We start from the raw sequence: 17,126 nt of genomic DNA on the forward strand, positions 1-17,126 counted from the left end.
CTTGTCTCCGGCGGCGGCTTCACCCACTCGTGATGAAGCCGTCCGGTAACAGTTCCGCCGCCATCGGCGTATAGGCTGTCGTGATGGCAGCTTCGGCAAAAATGCCCTGGAACGACCGTGCGGGCCGGTTCTCGGCCTTGAAGGCGGTGGTGTTTGCCGGACTGTTCGTGCCGGCTGTCCTGCTCGCCTGGTCCTGGGCAGCGGGAGCGCTGGGGCCGCGCCCGGTGACGGAGGCGATTCACGAGACCGGCGACTGGGCGATCCGCCTGCTGTTCATCTCGCTCGCAGTGACGCCGCTGAGGCGCATCGCGGACTGGCCTAAGCTGATCGTGGTGCGCCGCATGATCGGCGTCGCCGCGCTGTTTTATGGGCTCGCGCATCTCGGGCTCTATGTGATCGACCAGAATCTCGACCTTGCCCGCGTCGCCTCCGAGATCGCGCTGAGGATCTATCTCACCATCGGCTTCGTGGCACTGACGGGGCTGGCGATCCTGGGTGCAACCTCGACGGACGCGGCCATCAAGAAGCTCGGGCGCAACTGGAACCGACTGCACAAGGTGGTTTACGCGATAGGCATTCTGGCGGCCCTGCACTTCTTCATGCAGACCAAGGCCGACGTCTACGAGGCGACGCTGATGAGCGGCCTGTTCGTGCTGCTGATGGGGTACCGTCTCGCGCGTTGGCGCGGCTTCAGCCTGGCGTCGCCGATCGTGCTGATCTCGGCCGCGGTGCTGTCGGCGCTTGCCACCGCCGCGCTCGAATATGCCTGGTACGGCTTTGCCACCGGTATCCCGCCGTTGCGGGTGCTCGCCGCCAATCTGCAATTCGCTTTCTCGGTGCGGCCGGCCTGGTGGGTGCTGGCGATCGGTGCGGCCATTGCAGTCGTACCGATATTGCGGCCGATGATCGGCGGCAGCGCGTCCAGCCGGCGCCCTGCGCGGGCGCCGGCGGAGTAGGGCGCTCAGTCGATCTTCAGCACTTCGACGATGCGGCGCATGTGCTCGCCGACGAGGTCGCATTCGCTGGGCGAAAAGGCCGCCATCACCTTCTCTATGAGCGCGGTGTGCACCTTGAGCGCCTCCTGCAGGAGCGCCTCGCCCGCCTCCGTGAGCGTCAACCGCAGCACACGGCGGTCCTTCTCGTCGCCCTCGCGCCGCAGCAGTCCCCGGCTTTCGAGCTGCGGCAGCAGCATGGTGATGTTCGAGCGGCCGACCAGCAGCCGCCGGGCGAGTTCGTGCTGCGACATTCCGGGATGGCGGTGGAGATTCATCAGCACGTCGAGCTGCGCCGGCTTGAGATCGAGCGGCTGCAGCGCCGCTCCCAGCGCCCGCTCCACGGCATGACAGGCACGCGCCACCGACACCCAGTTGCGGAAGCGCGGATTGTCCCAGGGAAGGTCTTGCGTATTGTTCACTCTTGAACTAATCTGTTCACACTTGAACTAATTGATGGATGCGGATTATGGCATCTTTGGGTTTTCGGGTCACCCGCACGCTTTTCCGTCTCGGCGACACGGTGGCGCCCGGCCTAGCCGGCAGGGCCGCCTTTGCGCTGTTCGCGCGCACGCCCCATCCGGGCAGGCAGACCGAGGGCGAGCGCAAGGCGGTCATGCGGGGCGCCGCTTTCATGCAGACGGCGCGGCATCACAGGCTCAAGGCCGGGCCGGATTGCTTTGTCGTGCACGAGTTCCGGCCGCAGCCGGGCACCGAAATCGGGCGGGCGCTGGTGATCCATGGCTGGCGCTCGCGCACCGAATACATGCAGGCGGTGATCGAGGGCCTGAACAAGGCGGGATTTCGCGTCTATGCGGTCGACCTGCCCGGCCATGGAGCTTCAACGGGGCGGCGCCTGACGATGATGAAGGCGGTGGCCGCGGTGGGGCAGGCGGGCCAATGGTTCGGTCCGTTCGACGTCGTCGCCGGGCATTCCTTCGGCGGCGCCGTCGCGGTCAATACCGTCGCCGGGGTGCTCCCCGGCGTGCCGCCGCTGCAAGCCGGGCGGCTTGTGCTGATCGCCGCTCCGAATTCGATGGCCGAACTGCTCGACGATTTTTGCCGGACGGTCGGGCTTGGCGGCCGCTCGCGCGAGGCCATGGTCGGGTGCATCGAACGGATCGCGCAGTGCCGGCTCGACGCGTTCACCGGATCGCGGCAGCTTGCCGCCGCAAACGCGCCGGCGCTGGTCGTCCATGCGCCTGAAGATCGGGAGGTGCCGGCAGCTGATGCGCGTGCTTATGCAAGTGCCGGCTCCCACGTGGCGCTGCATTGGGCGCCGGGGCTCGGTCATCGTCGAATCCTTTCAGATCCAGGCGTGGTGGCGCGAATCGTATCGTTCGCGCGGCAGCCATTGGCGCTCGCGCTGGCCGGCTGAGCGCAGGTCCGCGCTTTTTTCCCCGGGCCTGGTGTCGGCTACGGGAAGGCGTCCGCCATGGGCCCAGGCGCCCGGCGCAGCCGCTACGTCGATGCCTGCTTGGTCGAATGCTCGTAGAGCATGGCGCCGGTTTCGGCATCGACGCCGGCGAGGCTGACGTCGTAGCCCCACAGTTCCTTGATGTGCCGCAGGGTCGCCTCGCGGCTCTCCTTCTCCAGCAACACGCCGTTCTTGACCGTCTGCTGCAGCCGCAGCAGCCTGTCGCCCAGCAGATCGACATCCACCACCTGGATGTCCGGCCGCGTCATCCCGATGTCGTAGCCGTTGGCGAGCGCGCTGCGCACCTTCTCGTAGCCGCGCTCGTTGTGGATCGAGGCGACTTCAAAATGCTGCTCCTGCGCGCTGTCGTCCAGCACGAAAAGCCGCCATTTGCGGATCAGTGCCGGGCTCAGATACTGCCGGATGAAGGATTCGTCGCGGTGATTGGCCCAGGCCTCCAGCAGCGTCTCGCGCCAGTCGCCATTGCCGGCGATGTCCGGGAACCAGTCGCGGTCCTCCGCGGTCGGCTCCATCGAGATGCGCTGGATGTCCTGCATCATGGAAAAGCCCAAGGCGTAGGGATTTATGCCGGAAAAGCGCGGATCGTCGAAGCCGGGCTGGAAGACGACATTGGAGTGGTTGCGCAGGATCTCCAGCATCGCGCCTTCGCCGATGCGGCCCTGGTCGAACAGCGTGTTCATGATGGTGTAGTGGACGAAGGTGGCGCAGCCCTCGTTCATCACCTGCGTCTGCCGCTGCGGGTAGAAATATTGCGCGATCACGCGCACGATGCGCAGCAGCTCGCGCTGCCAGGGCTCCAGCACGAGGCTGTTCTTCTCGAGGAAATAGAGCAGGTTTTCCTCGGGCAGGTTGAGCGACTTCTTGCGCTCTGAGACGCTGCGATCCTCGTCGCGCTCGCCCCCGTCGCCCTTGGCGCGCGGCAGGGTGCGCCACAGGTCGTTGAAGGTGCGTTCCTCATATTCCAGCCGCTCGCGCAGCCCCTCGCGTTCCTTCTCGGACGACAGCCGGGGAGGGCGCCGATAGCGGAACACGCCTTGCTCCATCAGCGCATGGGCGGCGTCGAGGACGCGCTCGACGGCGGCGAGCCCGTGCTTTTCCTCGCAGCGGACGATATAGCTCTTGGCGAAATCGAGATAGCTCAGGATCGCCGCGGCATCGGTCCATTGCTGGAATAGATAGTTGTTCTTGAAGAAGTGATTGTGGCCGAAGGCGGCATGCGCGGTCACCAGCGCCTGCAGCGCCATGGTGTTTTCTTCCATCAAATAGACGATGCAAGGGTCGGAATTGATGACGATCTCATAGGCGAGGCCGCGCAGGCCCTTGCGGTACAACTGCTCGTGATAGAGGAAATGCTTGCCGAAGGACCAGTGCCGGTACATCAGCGGCATGCCGACCGAGGAATAGGCGTCGAGCATCTGCTCCGACGAGATGATCTCGAGCTGGTTGGGATAGACGTCGAGGCCGAGGTCGTCGAGGGCGATGGTCTCGATGGCGTCATAGGCGCGCGACAGCTTCTCGAAGCTCCAGTCGGAGTCGGAAAACAGCAGTCGGGATCTCTCTCCCCGCCTTGGCGTCGGGTTCATTCAGCCGCCCTTCTGCGTCTGTTGCTTGGCGAAAAGCTGGCGGAAGACCGGATAGATATCGGCCGGACGGGCGATGCGGGTCATCTGGAAGTTCGGACAGCTGTCGCCGATCGAGCGATAGGCGCGCCACAGCGACGTGCCGTTGTCAGTGGCACCGAAGATGTGGCGCTCGCGCTCATCGATGATCTCGACATAGGCGAAATACTGGCACAGCTTCATGATCTCGCCTTCGAGAAGCGAGATGCAGCGCTCCGAATCCGTGGCGAAATTGTCGCCGTCCGAGGCCTGGGCGGCGTAGATGTTCCATTCCCGCGGCGGGTAACGCTCGGCGATGATGCGGCGCATCTCCTCCAGCGCGGTCGAGACCACCGTGCCACCACTCTGGGTGCTGTAGAAGAAGGTTTCTTCGTCCACCTCATGCGCCTCGTGGGTATGGCGGATGAAGACGATCTCGGTGCGGTCGTAGCGGCGCTTGAGGAACAGATGCAGCAGCACGAAGAAGCGTTTGGCGAGATCCTTCTCGCGCTCGCCCATGGAGCCCGAGACGTCCATGAGGCAGAACATGACGGCCTTGGCGGTCGGGATCGGCTGCGGGTCGAAGCGGTTGAAGCGGATGTCGACGGGATCGACATAGCCGATCAGCTTGCGCCGCCGTGTCAGCCTCTCGAGCTCTTCGCGCAGTTCCGCGATGCGTTGCCGCATGGCCGGGCCCGGCACGGGATTCGCCTCGAGTGCCTCGATCTCCGCCGCCAGCGCGTCCAGTTCGGCCTGGCGCGGCCGCTTCAGCGCGATGCGGCGGCCGTGGCTGTTGCGCATGGTGCGCCCGACATTGATATTGGTCGGCGCGCCGGTCCTGGCGAAGCCGGCGCGGCGCGGCTTGTAGGCGAGAACCTCCTTGAGGTTGAGCTTGACCATGTCGGGCAGTTCGAGATCTTCGAAGAACAGGTCCAGCACCTCCTCGCGCGACAGCACGAAGCGGAAGTCGTCCTCGAACTCGCGCTGGGACAGGCCGGGGCCGGGCGAGCCGCCCTGGCCGCCGCCCGGCTTCGGCAGGCGATCGCCGGGCATGAACTCCTTGTTGCCGGGAAGGATGTGGTGGCGGCGGCCGCTGTCGCGGGCGTTCTCGAAGGTCGGCTCACCGGTGCCCTTCGCCGGCATGGAAACGCTGTGGTCGGCGTCGACGTCGGCGATCTTGCCTGTCCTGATCTGGTCGCGGATGGTGCGCTTCAGCTCCTCGCGCGCACGTCGCAGGAAGCGCTGCCGATTGCCGAGGCTCTTGTCCTTCGGATTGAGCCGGCGGTCGATAACATTCGGCATGAAGCCCGCCTTACGCCGGGCGGGCGTCAACCCGCCTTGTTTACCCGCATGTACCAGTCCACCAGCCGCCGCACCTGACGCTGGGTGTAGCCGCGCTCGACCATGCGCTGCACGAACTCGGAATGCTGCTTCTCCGTCACGCTATCCTTCTTGGAGCCGAAGCTGATGACCGGAAGCAGATCTTCCACCTGACCGAACATGCGCTTCTCGATCACCTCGCGCAGCTTCTCGTAGCTGGTCCAGGACGGATTGCGGCCGTTGTTGCGGGCACGGGCACGCAGCGTGAACTTCACCACCTCGTTGCGGAAGTCTTTCGGGTTGGCGATGCCGGCCGGCTTCTCAATCTGCGACAGCTCGCTGTCCAACACCTCGCGGTTGAAGATCTGGCCGGTGTCCGGATCCTTGTAGTCCTGGTCCTCGACCCAGGCGTCGGCATAGGCGATGTAACGGTCGAACAGGTTCTGGCCGTATTCGCTGTACGATTCCAGATAGGCCTTCTGGATCTCGTGGCCGATGAACTCGGCATAGCGGGAGGCAAGCTCCGACTTGATGTAGTCGAGATAGGTCTGCTCGGTCTCCTTCGGGAACTGCTCGCGCCGGATCGCCTGCTCGAGGATGTACATCAGATGCACCGGATCGGCGGCGACCTCCTTGGTGTCGTAGTTGAAGGTCTGCGACAGGATCTTAAAGGCAAAGCGCGTGCTGATGCCGGTCATGCCCTCGTCGACGCCGGCGGCGTCTCGATACTCCTGCACCGACTTGGCCTTGGGGTCGATCTCCTTCAGGTTCTCGCCGTCATAGACCCGCATCTTGGTGTAGAGCGGCGAGTTCTCGTGCGGCGTGAGGCGGGTCGACACGGTGAAACGGCTGAGGATATCGAGCACCTCCGGCGCGCACGGGCTGCTCGCCAGCTCGCTCTCGCGCAGGAGCTTCTCGTAGATGTATTTCTCCTCGGTGACGCGCAGGCAATAGGGCACTTTGACCACCAGGATGCGGTCGAGGAAAGCCTCGTTGTTCTTGTTGTTCTTGAACTGCAACCATTCCGACTCGTTGGAATGCGCGAGCACGATGCCCTGATAGGGGAACGAGCCGAAGTTCTCGGTGCCGTTGTAGCTGCCTTCCTGGGTCGCCGTCAGCAGGGGGTGCAGCACCTTGATCGGCGCCTTGAACATCTCGACGAACTCGAGCAGGCCCTGCGTCGTGCGGTTGAGGCCGCCGCTGTAGGAATAGGCGTCGGGGTCGGACTGGCTGAAATTCTCGAGCTGGCGGATGTCGACCTTGCCGACCAGGGCGGAAACGTCCTGGTTGTTCTCGTCGCCGGGCTCGGTCTTGGCGATGCCGATCTGGCGCAGCCTGGACGGCATGAGCTTGACGACGCTGAATTTCGAGATGTCGCCGTTGATCTCGTCGAGGCGCTTGGCCGCCCATGGCGAGATCAGGCCGTTTAGCCGTCGCCGCGCGATGCCGTACTTGTCTTCCAGCAGGTCGGCCATCCGCTCCGGATGGAACAGGCCGAGGGGCGATTCGAAAACCGGGCTGATCTCGTTGCCGATCTTCAGCGTGTAGATCGGCCGTGCCTCCATCAACTTCTTGAGGCGCTCGGCGAGCGACGACTTGCCGCCGCCGACCGGACCGAGCAGGTAGAGGATCTGCTTGCGCTCCTCCAGCCCCTGCGAGGCGTAGCGGAAGTAGCCGACGATCCGCTCGATCGTGTCCTCCATGCCGTAGAACTCGGCGAAGGAGGGATACATCTTGATGGTTCGGTTGGCGAAGATCCGCCCCAGCCGCTCATCGGAGCTGGTGTCGATCAACGTCGGCTCGCCGATGGCGTCCACCATCCGCTCCGCCGCCGTGGCGTACATCGACTTGTCCTCGCGGCAGGCCAGGAGATATTCCTGGAGGCTCATCTCCTCCCGCGCAGCGTGGGTGTAAATCTCCGAAAAGAGATCGAAGACATCGGAATCTTTGCCGCCCATGGCAACCTCGCAAAGTACCCGTCTCGTCGCCTGCTGATTGTACCCGAGATCAACTGATTCGCGACCCTATAGTTCCTTCACATTGCGGCGAGAATCGTGCAGCCGCGAAGGACCGTTCGACAACCGGCAAATTGTATCGCCGCCCGCCATTTCGGCGGTGATGGTAAACGCCGGCCTTTCGAGCTAGACGGGAGGAACATGCGTCTTATCAACAATTTGGCATCACGCGTTCTTCCCTGGATTGCAAGGAGGGCTTGCAGCCCGGTCGAAGGCCCTGACGAGCACCCGCATAAAGTCTTGCGGATGCCCGCGATGCGATGGATAGTCGCAGAAGCAGGTGAATCGCCGTTTGCCAGGCGTTTGCGGGGGGAAATTCTCGGATGCGTTCGACACTCATTCTCGTCGGCTTGCTGTTGACGGTCGTCGGTCTGTCGGCCTGCCAGGGCAGCACTGGAGCGCAGATACACAACCCGCCGATCTGCACGCCGCGCGCGCAGGACGCCGGCCACTGCTACGGCTTCGCGCTTCCCTCAAATCCCGGCGTATAGCTGCGCTTGGCAGCGGAAGAGATTCCGCCCGGCCTGCTGCCGACATTCCCGGGCTGCCGCTCCGTGAGGGGTCTACGAGAACGATCTAGCCCGACCAGCCGAACCTCTCTTCTTGAGGACGTGCGTCACCGGCGTCCGCCGACCTCGTCGATATGCTCGAGCAGGTCGGCCGGATCCTCGTAGACGCGGATGGCGCCGGACTGCCTGAGCTCGTCGGAACCGTAACCGCCGCTGAGCAGGCCGACGCCCAGAGCCCGGCAGCGGGTCGCGGCGAGCATGTCCCAGATGCTGTCGCCCACCACCATCGCGGTCTCGATCGACGCGCCGAGCCGTTCGGCCGCGGCGGCGAACAGGTCCGGATCGGGCTTTGCGTAACGGACCTGGTCGCGGGTCACCACCGGGACCTTGTCGGGATCGACGCCGAGTGCCGCCAGGTTGACGGCGGCCGTCTCCATGCGGCCGCTGGTGGCGATGGCCCAGGGAATGCCTTCCTCCGTCAGCCAGGACAGCAGCTCGCGTGCACCCGGCAGCGGACGGATGGAGCCGGCATAGCGCCGGTAGGCCTCGGCGTGGTTGTGCCGCAGCCGCTCGACGCGCACCTCGTTGATCTCCAGATCGGTCTCGCGCAGGAGTTGATTGGTGAACAGGCCGCCGCTCATGCCGATCTTGCGATGGATGCGCCAGACCGACAGGTCGATGCCTTCGGCGTCGAGCGCCTCCTTCCAGGCGAGCACGTGCTGATAGACGCTGTCGACCAGCGTCCCGTCGAGGTCGAAGAGGAACACCGGTTCGATACGCATGCTGAGATCCTCGCTGTCGTCGGGCGAATCGCGGGGCGGCCGCAACCGCTCCGTGTCGATAGATAGAGTATGCGCCAACGGTTGGAGTCCCGGCAGGGAAAATTGATGTGCCGGTTTGTCTTGTGGCGAAGCGCTGATGGAGCCGGCGGCGCAGGGAACGAAGTTGAACCTTGGCGGTTTGGCGCGCAGGATGAGCTTGCCATGATCCAACCCGAAGTCCTGCAACTCGGCCGCAACGGCTGGATGCCGAACAATCCGCGGCTGCCGGTGCTGCTCTATCGCGGCGCCGTGGCCGCTTCCGACAATGATCCAGCGGCTGTGTTCGAAGCCATGTTCGAACGCAATGGCTGGCCGCCGTCCTGGCGCAACGGCGTCTTTGCCTATCACCACTATCACTCGACGGCGCATGAGGTGCTGGGCTTTGCCCGGGGCGGCGCGCGGCTGATGCTGGGCGGACCCGGCGGCCGGGAAGTCGAGGTGGTAGCCGGCGACGTGGCGCTGCTTCCCGCCGGCACCGGGCACTGCCGGCTCGACGCCAGCAGCGGTTTTCTCGTTGTCGGCGCCTATCCGCCCGGCCAAAGTCCCGATCTTCTCCGCGAGGCGCCGAGCGAGGCGATGGTCGAGCGCATTGCCGGCCTCGGCTTTCCCGATACCGACCCGGTCACCGGCGGAGCGCTCGCCGCCCACTGGCGCAAGCACTGAAGGTTCTCTCGCGGTCGCGGCCCCTTCAGCGGCGTGCCGGCGCGCAGGAGTTTCGGATCATCAGGCGCCCACGCAGGGTGACTATCCGCGGCTCCGCCGGCGCCTTGCCGCCCAGGCGATCAAGCATCAGCCGCGCCGCCTGCTCGCCAATCGCCTGGACCGGCTGGGCGATGGTCGTCATCTGCGGCTGGAACACGTCGGCCCAGGCGAAGTCGTCGAAGCAGGCGACGGAAATATCATCGGGGCAGGTCAGTCCGAGATCGCGGAGGGCCTTCATGGCGCCCACCACCATCGGGTTGTTGGCGGAGAAGATCGCAGTCGGCCGGTCGGGCAGCATCAGGAGCTGCATGGCGGCCCTGTAACCATCGGCCTCGTGGAAATCACCCAGCCGCACCAGCTCGTCCGGAACGGGAAGCCCCGCCGCCTCCATCGCCCGGCGATAGCCTTCGCCGCGCTCGCGGATGGTGGAGACGTCGACGTCTCCCGAGATGTAGCCGATGCGGCGATGGCCGAGACCGATCATGTAGCTGATCGCCTCGAAGACGGCCTGCCTGTTATCGAGCACGACGGCGTCGGTCTCGACCCCCCGGCAGAGACGGTCGATCAGCACGACCGGCACGCTGGCGCCGCCGATGATCTCCCTGAATTTTGCGTCGTCGCCGACCCGCGCTACGATGAGACCGTCGACCATGCGGTCGAGCAGCAGCCCGATCTGGTCGTCCTGATTATGCAGATGCTCGTCCGTGCAGAACAGCATCACCGCATAGCCCGCGCGGTCGAAGGCCTGCTGGATCACCGACACGACCTCGGTGAAGAACGGGTTGGTGATGTGCGGGACAGTGAGCCCGATGGTGTGCGTGGTGCCCATCTTGAGGCTGCGGGCGATGGCGTTGCGCTTGTAGCCGATGTCGCGGATGGCCGTCTCGATGCGCTGCCTGAGCTCGGCGCTGACGTTGGCCGAGCCGTTGACGAAGGCCGAGACGGTGGCGATCGAAACACCGGCGGACTGCGCCACGTCGATCATCGTCGGTGCGCTCGATTTCCTGGTACGCCGCCTGATCTCGTCCATTGTTCCGAAACGTTTTGGAACTCTTCCCGCAGCAGGACTAGGAGAAATTCACGGAAAGCGCAAGGGAAGGGCGGTGTGTGGTGTGGCGCGGCCGTTCTCATGGCGGGGTTTCTGTTGACATCTCCGAAACGTTTAGATTAGCGTGAGGGGGCATTCAGCAACGTGGAAGGGAGGCCACTGTTGCCATGATCGAATCCGGCATTGCGCCTTTTGCCCCACACCGCCATCCCTCGGCCGGCCCGCTGCTACGCGCTGCGAATGTCAGCAAGCGGTTCGGCGGGATCGCGGCGCTGACCGACGTTTCGTTCGAGCTGCGCCCCGGCGAGATCCATGCGCTGATGGGCGAGAATGGCGCCGGCAAGTCGACGCTGATGAAGATCGTCTCGGGGGTCTATGCCGAGTATGAGGGCCGGCTGGAGCTCGACGGCAGCACCGTCGCCTTCGCCAGCATCCGCCAGGCCGAGGCCGCGGGCATCGCCATCATCCACCAGGAGCTGAACCTCGTTCCCGAGCTGACCGTCGCCGACAACATCTTCCTCGGCCGCGAGAAGCGCATCGCCGGCGTGGTGATCGACAGGAGGGCGGGGCGAGCGGCGGCGCGCGACCTGCTCGGGCGGCTCGGCATCGAACTCGATCCCGACCAGCGCGTCGGCAGCCTGCGGGTCGGCGAGCAGCAACTGGTCGAGATCGCCAAGGCCTTGTCGCTGAACGCCCGCATCCTGATCATGGACGAGCCGACATCGGCGCTGTCGCCGGCCGAATGCGAGCGGCTATTCAAGATCGTGCGGCAGCTGGCCGGCGACGGCGTGGCGATCGTCTACATCTCGCACCGCCTCGACGAGGTGACGCACCTGGCCGACCGCGTCACCGTTTTCAGGGATGGGCGGCATGTGCTGACAAGGCCGATCGCCGAGCTCGACCAGGACAAGATCATTGCCGCCATGGTCGGCCGCGCGCTTCTCTCCGCCGATCACGGCGACACCGGCAAGCGCGGCCCGGTCGTGCTGTCAGTGCGCGACCTCGTGCTATCGAAGCCGCACCGGCGCGGCTGGCGCAAGATGCTGCATGGGGTGAGCTTCGACCTGCACGCCGGCGAGGTGCTGGGCATCGGCGGGCTGCTCGGCTCCGGGCGCAGCGAGATCCTGGAAACCCTGTTCGGCGCGTCCGGCGGCCAGGCGGAAGGCGAGATCAGGCTGCACGGGAGCAGGGCCGACATCCACTCGCCGCGCGACGCCAGGCGGCTAGGCCTTGCGCTCGTCACCGAGGACCGCAAAACGCAAGGCCTGCATCTCGGTGCGTCGATCACCGACAATGTCGCGCTGCCGCTGGTGTCGCGGCTTTCGCGTTTCGGCATCCGCTCCTTTGCCGGAGAGGCCGCCCTGGCACGCGAGGCGGTGAAATCGCTGGCGATCCGCTGCAGTGGCGTCGACCAAGCGGCGGGAACCCTGTCGGGCGGCAACCAGCAGAAGGTCGTCATGGGCAAATGGCTGGGCACGCGTCCAAAGGTGCTGCTGCTCGACGAGCCGACGCGCGGCATCGACGTCGGGGCAAAACGCGAGATCTACGACCTGATCTTCCGCCTGGCGCGCCATGAGGGGCTGGCGATCATGGTCGTCAGCTCGGAGTTGCCGGAGCTGCTGCTGTTGTCCGATCGGATCCTCGTCATGTCGGAGGGCCGGCAGCGCGGCATCGTGGCGCGCGCCGACGCCACCGAGGAGCGCATCATGCAGCTTGCCGCACCGCTCGCCGCGAAGGCCGCGGCATGAGCGGCGTGTTTCGCATCATCGCCCGTACCAAGCTTTATTGGGGGCTGATCGCCATCTTCCTGCTCGGCGTGCTCTCCTCGCCGGTCAGCTCGAAGGGCAACAACATCTTCCTGTCCTATGGCAACCTGCTCGACGTGCTCCGGCAGGTGTCGATAACCGGGCTGATCGCCACCGGCATGACGGCCGTCATCATCACCGGCGGCATCGACCTGTCGGTCGGCTCGCTGATGGCGATCGCCACCGTCGTCTGCGCCATGCTGCTCACCGTCGAAGGCGATACGCCCGCAGCCGCCATGGGCCTGCCGATGGCCGGCATCGTCGCGCTGGTCATCGGCTTCTCGGTCGTACGCTTCGCCTTCGCCAATCTGGAGAAGGCGCGTCACGGCGGCGACGTCGGCCGCGACGTCACACTCGACCGGATGCGCGGCCTGCTCATCCCGCTCGCCGCCGGAGCGGCGCTGGCGGCGCTGCTGCTCTGGTATCTCGTCCCGCAGGTCTCGACCAAGTTCGGCGTGCTCGGCGTCCTCATCGTCGCCCCCTGCGTCGGGCTGTGCTTCGGCGCCATCAACGGCCTGCTGATCGTCGGCGGCCGGCTGCAGCCCTTCATCGTCACGCTGGCCATGATGGTGACGGCACTCGGCATCGCCCGGCTGACCGCCGGCCAGAACAACGCGGTGCTGCCGGTCTATACCGGCTCCAACGCGGTCGCCGAGTTCGACAGGCTGCGCTCGCTGGTGTTCGGGGTGATCCCGATGCCCGGCATCTTCTTCATCGCCGCCATCGTCATCTACGCAGCCGTGCTGCGGTTCACGCCGTTCGGCCGCTACGTCTATGCCATCGGCGGCAACGAGGAGGCGGCGCGGCTCTCCGGCATCGAGGCCGGCAAGGTCAAGATCGTCACCTATGCGGTCTCCGGCCTGCTCGCCGGCATCGCCGCGGTGCTCTACGTGGCGCAGTACCGCCAAGGCAAGCCGGACGCCGGCGCCGGGCTGGAGCTCGACGCCATCGCTGCGGTCGTCATCGGCGGCACCAGCCTGATGGGCGGGCGCGGCTCCATGGCCGGCACCTTCTGCGGCGTGCTGATCTTCGGGCTGCTCTCCAACATTTTGCAGCTCCACAACATCAACTCGAACCTTCAGCTCGTGCTGAAGGGCCTGATCATCGTCGGCACCGTGCTCGTCCAGGAGCGCAACGCCGCCGATCTCCTGAGCTTTGTGCGCCTGCCCGCGTTCCGGCCGGCGCAAAAGGATGCGTCCGCGGACAGGCGGGCGCAGCAACAAGCAGCACATAACAGTGGAGGAAATGTCGAATGAAACGGCGTGGTTTCCTGGGGCTTTCGGCCCTGACGGTTGCATTCATCGCCAGCACCGCGCTCACCGGCGCGGATGCGGTGGCGCAAGAGAAGAAATGGACGATCGGCTTCAGCCAGGCGACGACGATCGAGCCGTGGCGCGCGCAGTTCAACAAGGACATCATCGCGGAAGCCGCCAAGCATCCCGAGGTCGAGCTGATCGTTACCGACGGCGAGGACAAGACCGAGAAGCAGGTGGCCGACGTCGAGAACCTGATCCGCCAGGAGGTCGACGCGCTGCTGATCTCGCCGAAGGAGTCGGCGGGCCTCACCGGCGTCGTCCAGCAGGCGATCGAGGCGAACATCCCGGTGTTCGTGCTCGACCGCAACGTCGAGACCGACAAGTACACGCAGTTCGTCGGCGGCGACAACGTGCTGATCGGCCGGGCAGCGGGCGAGTATGCGGTGGAGCTGCTCGGCGGGCCGGGCAAGGCGCAGGGCACCGTCGTCGAGATCTGGGGCGGCATGGGCACCCAGCCAGCGCATGACCGCCACAACGGTTTTCACGAGTTCACCGACAAGGAGCCTGGAATCAAGAACCTGCTCGACAAGCAGTCCGGCGACTGGAAGCAGGATCAGGCCTACAACATCATGGCCAATGCGCTGAAGAGCAACGAGAAGATCGACCTGGTCTACGGCCACAACGATCCGATGGCCTACGGCGCCTATCTCGCCGCCAAGGATGCCGGCCGCGAGAAGGAGATAAAGTTCATCGGCATCGACGCGCTGCCGGGCGAAGGCGTGACCTGGGTGAAGAACGGCGAGCTGACCGCCACCTTCCTCTACGCCACGCCGGGCGCCGAAGGCCTGCGCCAGGCGGTCAAGCACCTCAACGGCGAGAAGGTCGAGAAGGCGATCGTGCTGCCGACGGAGAAGGTCACGGCGGAGAACGCCGAGGCCGTGCTCAAGGAAAAGGGCATGTGATTTCGGCCGGCCGGGCGCGGCGAGCGCCCGGCTTTCCCGATATTTCAGTCGCGCTGGCGTCGTGCCGCGCGTTCCTCGCGCGAGCGGCGGCGCGGGCTGCCGTCGCCGCCCGGCTGCTCGACCACCTTGCGCGGCGGCAGCTTCACCTGCTCCGCCAGCTTCGGGAAGGCGTCGACCTTGTTGGGCAACGCCATGGCGTTGACAAAGATCTGCTGGAAGCTGGGCTCCAGCGCCGTCTCGATCTTCTCGATCCGCGACACCTGCGTCTCGATCTCGCGGCGGTGGTCGCGGTTGAGCAGGGCCATCAGTGCGCCGGTGCCGGCGGCGTTGCCCACCGCCTTGACCTGCGACAGGTCGCAATCCGGGATCAGGCCGAGCACCATGGCGTATTTCGGATCGATGAAGGAGCCGAAGGCGCCGGCGAAGCGGATGGTGTCGACCGCCTCGACGCCCTGCTTTTCCATCAGCAGTTTCACGCCGGCATAGAGCGCGGCCTTGGCGAGCTGGATGGCGCGGATGTCGTTCTGCGTCACCGTGATGCGCGGTTCTCCCTGGCGGCCCTCGCGCAGCAGGTATGAGAAGGTGCGGCCGTTCGGCACGATGCGCGGGCTGCGCTCGGCCATGGCGCCGTCGATGACGCCGTCCTCGGAGATGATGCCGGTGAGGTACATCTCGGCGACGACCTCGATGATCGCCGAGCCGCAGATGCCGGTGACGCCGGTGGCCCAGGAGGCCTCCTCAAAACCCTCCTCGTCCGACCATTTGTCGGTGCCGATGACGCGATATCTGGGCTCCAGCGTGTCGGGATCGATGCGCACCCGCTCGATGGCACCGGGTGCTGCACGCTGGCCGGACGAAATCTCCGCACCTTCAAAGGCCGGACCGGTTGGCGACGAGGCGGCGACGACGCGGGTGCGGTTGCCGAGCACGATCTCGGCATTGGTGCCGACGTCGACCAGCAGCATCATCCCGTCCTGCCGGTAAGGCCCTTCCGACAGCGTGGCGCCGGCGGCATCGGCGCCGACATGGCCGGCGATGCAAGGCAGCGTGTAGAGCCTGGCGCCCGGCGCCACCTCGATGTCGATCTCATGTGCCCAGAACTGCAGGGCGCCCGACACGGCCAGCGCGAACGGCGCCTGGCCGAGCTCGGTCGGGTCGATGCCGAGGAACAGATGGTGCATGATCGGGTTGCCGACGAACACGCAATCAAAGATGTCGTGGCGGTCGACGCCGCCTTCCTCGCACACTTTCCCGATCAGCGTGTTGACCGCCTCGCGCACCGCCCTGGTCATCGCCTCGCGGCCGTCGGGGTTCATCATCACATAGGAGACGCGGCTCATCAGATCCTCGCCGAAGCGGATCTGCGGGTTCGACGTGCCGGACGAGGCGACGATGCGGCCCGACAGCAGCGACACCAGATGCATGGCAATCGTGGTCGAGCCGATGTCGCAGGCGATGCCGTAGGCTTCGTTCTTCAAACCAGGATAGAGGTCGATGATGAAGGGACGCGAAGAGTCCATGTCGCGGTGGACGACCGCGGTGACGCCCCATTTGCCCTCGCTGACCTCGGGCTGGTCGGGCAGCTTCGTGCGCAAAATCTTCTGGATCTTCGGGATCAGGTGGGGGGCGACCAGAAGGTCCTTCCAACCCCAGTCCTTTTCCAGCGACACTTTCAGCCGGTCGAGGTCGCCGAGCGGCTTGTGCATGTCAGGCTCCTCAACCTCGACATAGCAGAGCTGCACGGCCGCGTTGCGCTCGATCACCCGGTCGGTGGCGGCTTTTCGCACCACCTGGGCGTTGATGACGGTGTCCTGCGGCACGTCGATGACGAGATCGCCCTGCACGGTGGCCGAGCAGGAGAGGCGGCGATGCTCGGGCAGGCCGCGCACCCGCTCGTAGCGCTCCTCCTTCGGGCCCTTTGGCGAGATGTGGTCGAGCGTCGAGACGATCTTGTGTTTGGCGAAGTTGCCTTCCTGCACCTCGATCTGGCAGCGACCGCAGGTGGCGCGCCCGCCGCACACGCTCTCGACATAGACGCCAAGCGAGCGCGCAGCGTCGAGCAGCGGCGTTCCGACCGGAAACCGCCCGCGCTTGCCGGACGGCATGAACAGGACGAGGGGATCGGTGATGTTGGGGGGAGGGTTCATTGGTGGCCGCTTATTTCTTGTCCGAGCAATTTGCCAAGGAGATGCTCAAGCGACTGAACCTTGGTAAATTTATTGGCGGGTATGTCCCGGTGGTTCTGACGTTGGGGCTTCAAACCGTCTGACTTGGGCGTGGTTCTTTTCGTGGTCTTGAAGTCATCCAATGCCGGCAGAGGTAATCCAGGCTCATTGGCGCCGAAAAACCAATACCTCTCCATATCGAGATTGTCAGAGATTTCGATAAAAATGGCGCATCCACTGGGGCGCCTAGCTAGCATGTTAGACACGCTGATCTTCTTGAGCGTCAAACCAGACTTCAGTTGGATGTGCCTAACGATTTGGCCTTTGCTGAGAACCAGATCGTAGCCATAACCGTCGAACTCCGACCGCAGAATCTCTGCGTCCACAATTCCAGCGTTCCAGAGAACTTTAAGAGCGGCGCCAATAAACTGGTGCTCGATTATGTTCTCTCGAAGCGACGAGTTGTGAGAATGTTGCTCTTTGGCAACCATAGCG

15 protein-coding genes are annotated in these 17,126 nt (G+C 65.1%); 7 read left to right on the top strand and 8 right to left on the bottom strand.

Annotated features, from left to right (window positions below):
- The first annotated feature begins 83 nt into the window (after positions 1-83).
- Entirely contained in the window at positions 84-956 is an 873-nt protein-coding gene (gene msrQ, locus AC5JDC_RS03770) for a protein-methionine-sulfoxide reductase heme-binding subunit MsrQ (RefSeq protein WP_495839241.1), read from the top strand.
- Between the two features lie 5 nt (positions 957-961).
- Here the strand turns inward: msrQ and AC5JDC_RS03775 are convergent, their stop codons facing one another.
- Complete coding sequence (locus tag AC5JDC_RS03775) at positions 962-1,414, bottom strand: MarR family winged helix-turn-helix transcriptional regulator (protein ID WP_106771165.1); 453 nt, start codon at positions 1,412-1,414, stop codon at positions 962-964.
- 212 nt (positions 1,415-1,626) lie between these two features.
- Between AC5JDC_RS03775 and AC5JDC_RS03780 the strand changes: the two genes are divergently transcribed.
- Positions 1,627-2,370, top strand: coding sequence for an alpha/beta fold hydrolase (locus tag AC5JDC_RS03780; protein WP_495839244.1), 744 nt, complete (start codon positions 1,627-1,629; stop codon positions 2,368-2,370).
- 83 nt (positions 2,371-2,453) lie between these two features.
- On the opposite strand, the gene AC5JDC_RS03785 is transcribed toward AC5JDC_RS03780, so the two are convergent.
- The 3 genes from AC5JDC_RS03785 to AC5JDC_RS03795 are packed head-to-tail and all read right to left on the bottom strand — an operon-like array spanning position 2,454 to position 7,306.
- Entirely contained in the window at positions 2,454-4,013 is a 1,560-nt protein-coding gene (locus AC5JDC_RS03785; protein WP_495839246.1) for a SpoVR family protein, read from the bottom strand.
- On the bottom strand, positions 4,014-5,330 hold the full coding sequence (locus AC5JDC_RS03790) for a YeaH/YhbH family protein (RefSeq protein WP_495839248.1): 1,317 nt from the start codon (positions 5,328-5,330) through the stop codon (positions 4,014-4,016).
- 26 nt (positions 5,331-5,356) lie between these two features.
- Entirely contained in the window at positions 5,357-7,306 is a 1,950-nt protein-coding gene (locus AC5JDC_RS03795; RefSeq protein WP_106771161.1) for a PrkA family serine protein kinase, read from the bottom strand.
- A gap of 380 nt (positions 7,307-7,686) precedes the next feature.
- Here AC5JDC_RS03795 and AC5JDC_RS03800 point away from each other — a divergent pair, with 380 nt between their 5' ends.
- Positions 7,687-7,854 carry a hypothetical protein gene (locus tag AC5JDC_RS03800; RefSeq protein ID WP_165815988.1) on the top strand — a complete coding sequence of 56 codons (168 nt, stop codon included), beginning with the start codon at positions 7,687-7,689 and terminating at the stop codon, positions 7,852-7,854.
- A gap of 125 nt (positions 7,855-7,979) precedes the next feature.
- Here AC5JDC_RS03800 and AC5JDC_RS03805 read toward each other — a convergent pair whose 3' ends face one another.
- Positions 7,980-8,654, bottom strand: a complete 675-nt coding sequence (locus AC5JDC_RS03805) for an HAD family hydrolase (protein WP_495839250.1) — start codon at positions 8,652-8,654, stop codon at positions 7,980-7,982.
- 201 nt (positions 8,655-8,855) lie between these two features.
- Here AC5JDC_RS03805 and AC5JDC_RS03810 point away from each other — a divergent pair, with 201 nt between their 5' ends.
- The gene (locus tag AC5JDC_RS03810; protein WP_495839252.1) at positions 8,856-9,356 is read left to right on the top strand and encodes a cupin; all 501 of its coding nucleotides are present in this window, start codon (positions 8,856-8,858) and stop codon (positions 9,354-9,356) included.
- A 25-nt stretch (positions 9,357-9,381) separates the two neighbouring features.
- Here the strand turns inward: AC5JDC_RS03810 and AC5JDC_RS03815 are convergent, their stop codons facing one another.
- Positions 9,382-10,380: a LacI family DNA-binding transcriptional regulator gene (locus AC5JDC_RS03815; RefSeq protein ID WP_495839395.1), complete on the bottom strand. Its 999-nt coding sequence runs from the start codon at positions 10,378-10,380 to the stop codon at positions 9,382-9,384.
- 230 nt (positions 10,381-10,610) lie between these two features.
- Here AC5JDC_RS03815 and AC5JDC_RS03820 point away from each other — a divergent pair, with 230 nt between their 5' ends.
- The 3 genes from AC5JDC_RS03820 to AC5JDC_RS03830 are packed head-to-tail and all read left to right on the top strand — an operon-like array spanning position 10,611 to position 14,466.
- The gene (locus tag AC5JDC_RS03820) at positions 10,611-12,191 is read left to right on the top strand and encodes a sugar ABC transporter ATP-binding protein (RefSeq protein ID WP_495839254.1); all 1,581 of its coding nucleotides are present in this window, start codon (positions 10,611-10,613) and stop codon (positions 12,189-12,191) included.
- A complete protein-coding gene (locus tag AC5JDC_RS03825) occupies positions 12,188-13,504 on the top strand; it encodes an ABC transporter permease (RefSeq protein ID WP_495839256.1) in 1,317 nt (438 codons plus the stop codon). The genes AC5JDC_RS03820 and AC5JDC_RS03825 overlap by 4 nt, the downstream gene beginning before the upstream one ends.
- A complete protein-coding gene (locus AC5JDC_RS03830) occupies positions 13,501-14,466 on the top strand; it encodes a substrate-binding domain-containing protein (RefSeq protein ID WP_495839258.1) in 966 nt (321 codons plus the stop codon). Before AC5JDC_RS03825 ends, AC5JDC_RS03830 begins: the two co-directional genes overlap by 4 nt.
- A 44-nt stretch (positions 14,467-14,510) precedes the next feature.
- On the opposite strand, the gene AC5JDC_RS03835 is transcribed toward AC5JDC_RS03830, so the two are convergent.
- The gene (locus AC5JDC_RS03835) at positions 14,511-16,613 is read right to left on the bottom strand and encodes an ASKHA domain-containing protein (RefSeq protein WP_495839260.1); all 2,103 of its coding nucleotides are present in this window, start codon (positions 16,611-16,613) and stop codon (positions 14,511-14,513) included.
- The gene (locus AC5JDC_RS03840; RefSeq protein ID WP_106771155.1) at positions 16,610-17,122 is read right to left on the bottom strand and encodes a hypothetical protein; all 513 of its coding nucleotides are present in this window, start codon (positions 17,120-17,122) and stop codon (positions 16,610-16,612) included. The genes AC5JDC_RS03835 and AC5JDC_RS03840 overlap by 4 nt, the downstream gene beginning before the upstream one ends.
- Between the last annotated feature and the right edge of the window lie 4 nt (positions 17,123-17,126).

It is taken from the genome of Kumtagia sp. (genome assembly GCF_059502445.1).

What these genes read in the sequence shown, in the direction of transcription:
- msrQ (WP_495839241.1), top strand. Translation starts at nt 84, where the DNA reads ATGGCAGCTTCGGCAAAAATGCCCTGGAACGACCGTGCGGGCCGGTTC.
- AC5JDC_RS03780 (WP_495839244.1), top strand. Translation starts at nt 1,627, where the DNA reads ATGCAGACGGCGCGGCATCACAGGCTCAAGGCCGGGCCGGATTGCTTT.
- AC5JDC_RS03785 (WP_495839246.1), bottom strand. Translation starts at nt 4,013, where the DNA reads ATGAACCCGACGCCAAGGCGGGGAGAGAGATCCCGACTGCTGTTTTCC.
- AC5JDC_RS03790 (WP_495839248.1), bottom strand. Translation starts at nt 5,330, where the DNA reads ATGCCGAATGTTATCGACCGCCGGCTCAATCCGAAGGACAAGAGCCTC.
- AC5JDC_RS03795 (WP_106771161.1), bottom strand. Translation starts at nt 7,306, where the DNA reads ATGGGCGGCAAAGATTCCGATGTCTTCGATCTCTTTTCGGAGATTTAC.
- AC5JDC_RS03800 (WP_165815988.1), top strand. Translation starts at nt 7,687, where the DNA reads ATGCGTTCGACACTCATTCTCGTCGGCTTGCTGTTGACGGTCGTCGGT.
- AC5JDC_RS03805 (WP_495839250.1), bottom strand. Translation starts at nt 8,654, where the DNA reads ATGCGTATCGAACCGGTGTTCCTCTTCGACCTCGACGGGACGCTGGTC.
- AC5JDC_RS03810 (WP_495839252.1), top strand. Translation starts at nt 8,856, where the DNA reads ATGATCCAACCCGAAGTCCTGCAACTCGGCCGCAACGGCTGGATGCCG.
- AC5JDC_RS03815 (WP_495839395.1), bottom strand. Translation starts at nt 10,380, where the DNA reads ATGATCGACGTGGCGCAGTCCGCCGGTGTTTCGATCGCCACCGTCTCG.
- AC5JDC_RS03820 (WP_495839254.1), top strand. Translation starts at nt 10,611, where the DNA reads ATGATCGAATCCGGCATTGCGCCTTTTGCCCCACACCGCCATCCCTCG.
- AC5JDC_RS03825 (WP_495839256.1), top strand. Translation starts at nt 12,188, where the DNA reads ATGAGCGGCGTGTTTCGCATCATCGCCCGTACCAAGCTTTATTGGGGG.
- AC5JDC_RS03830 (WP_495839258.1), top strand. Translation starts at nt 13,501, where the DNA reads ATGAAACGGCGTGGTTTCCTGGGGCTTTCGGCCCTGACGGTTGCATTC.
- AC5JDC_RS03835 (WP_495839260.1), bottom strand. Translation starts at nt 16,613, where the DNA reads ATGAACCCTCCCCCCAACATCACCGATCCCCTCGTCCTGTTCATGCCG.
- AC5JDC_RS03840 (WP_106771155.1), bottom strand. Translation starts at nt 17,122, where the DNA reads ATGGTTGCCAAAGAGCAACATTCTCACAACTCGTCGCTTCGAGAGAAC.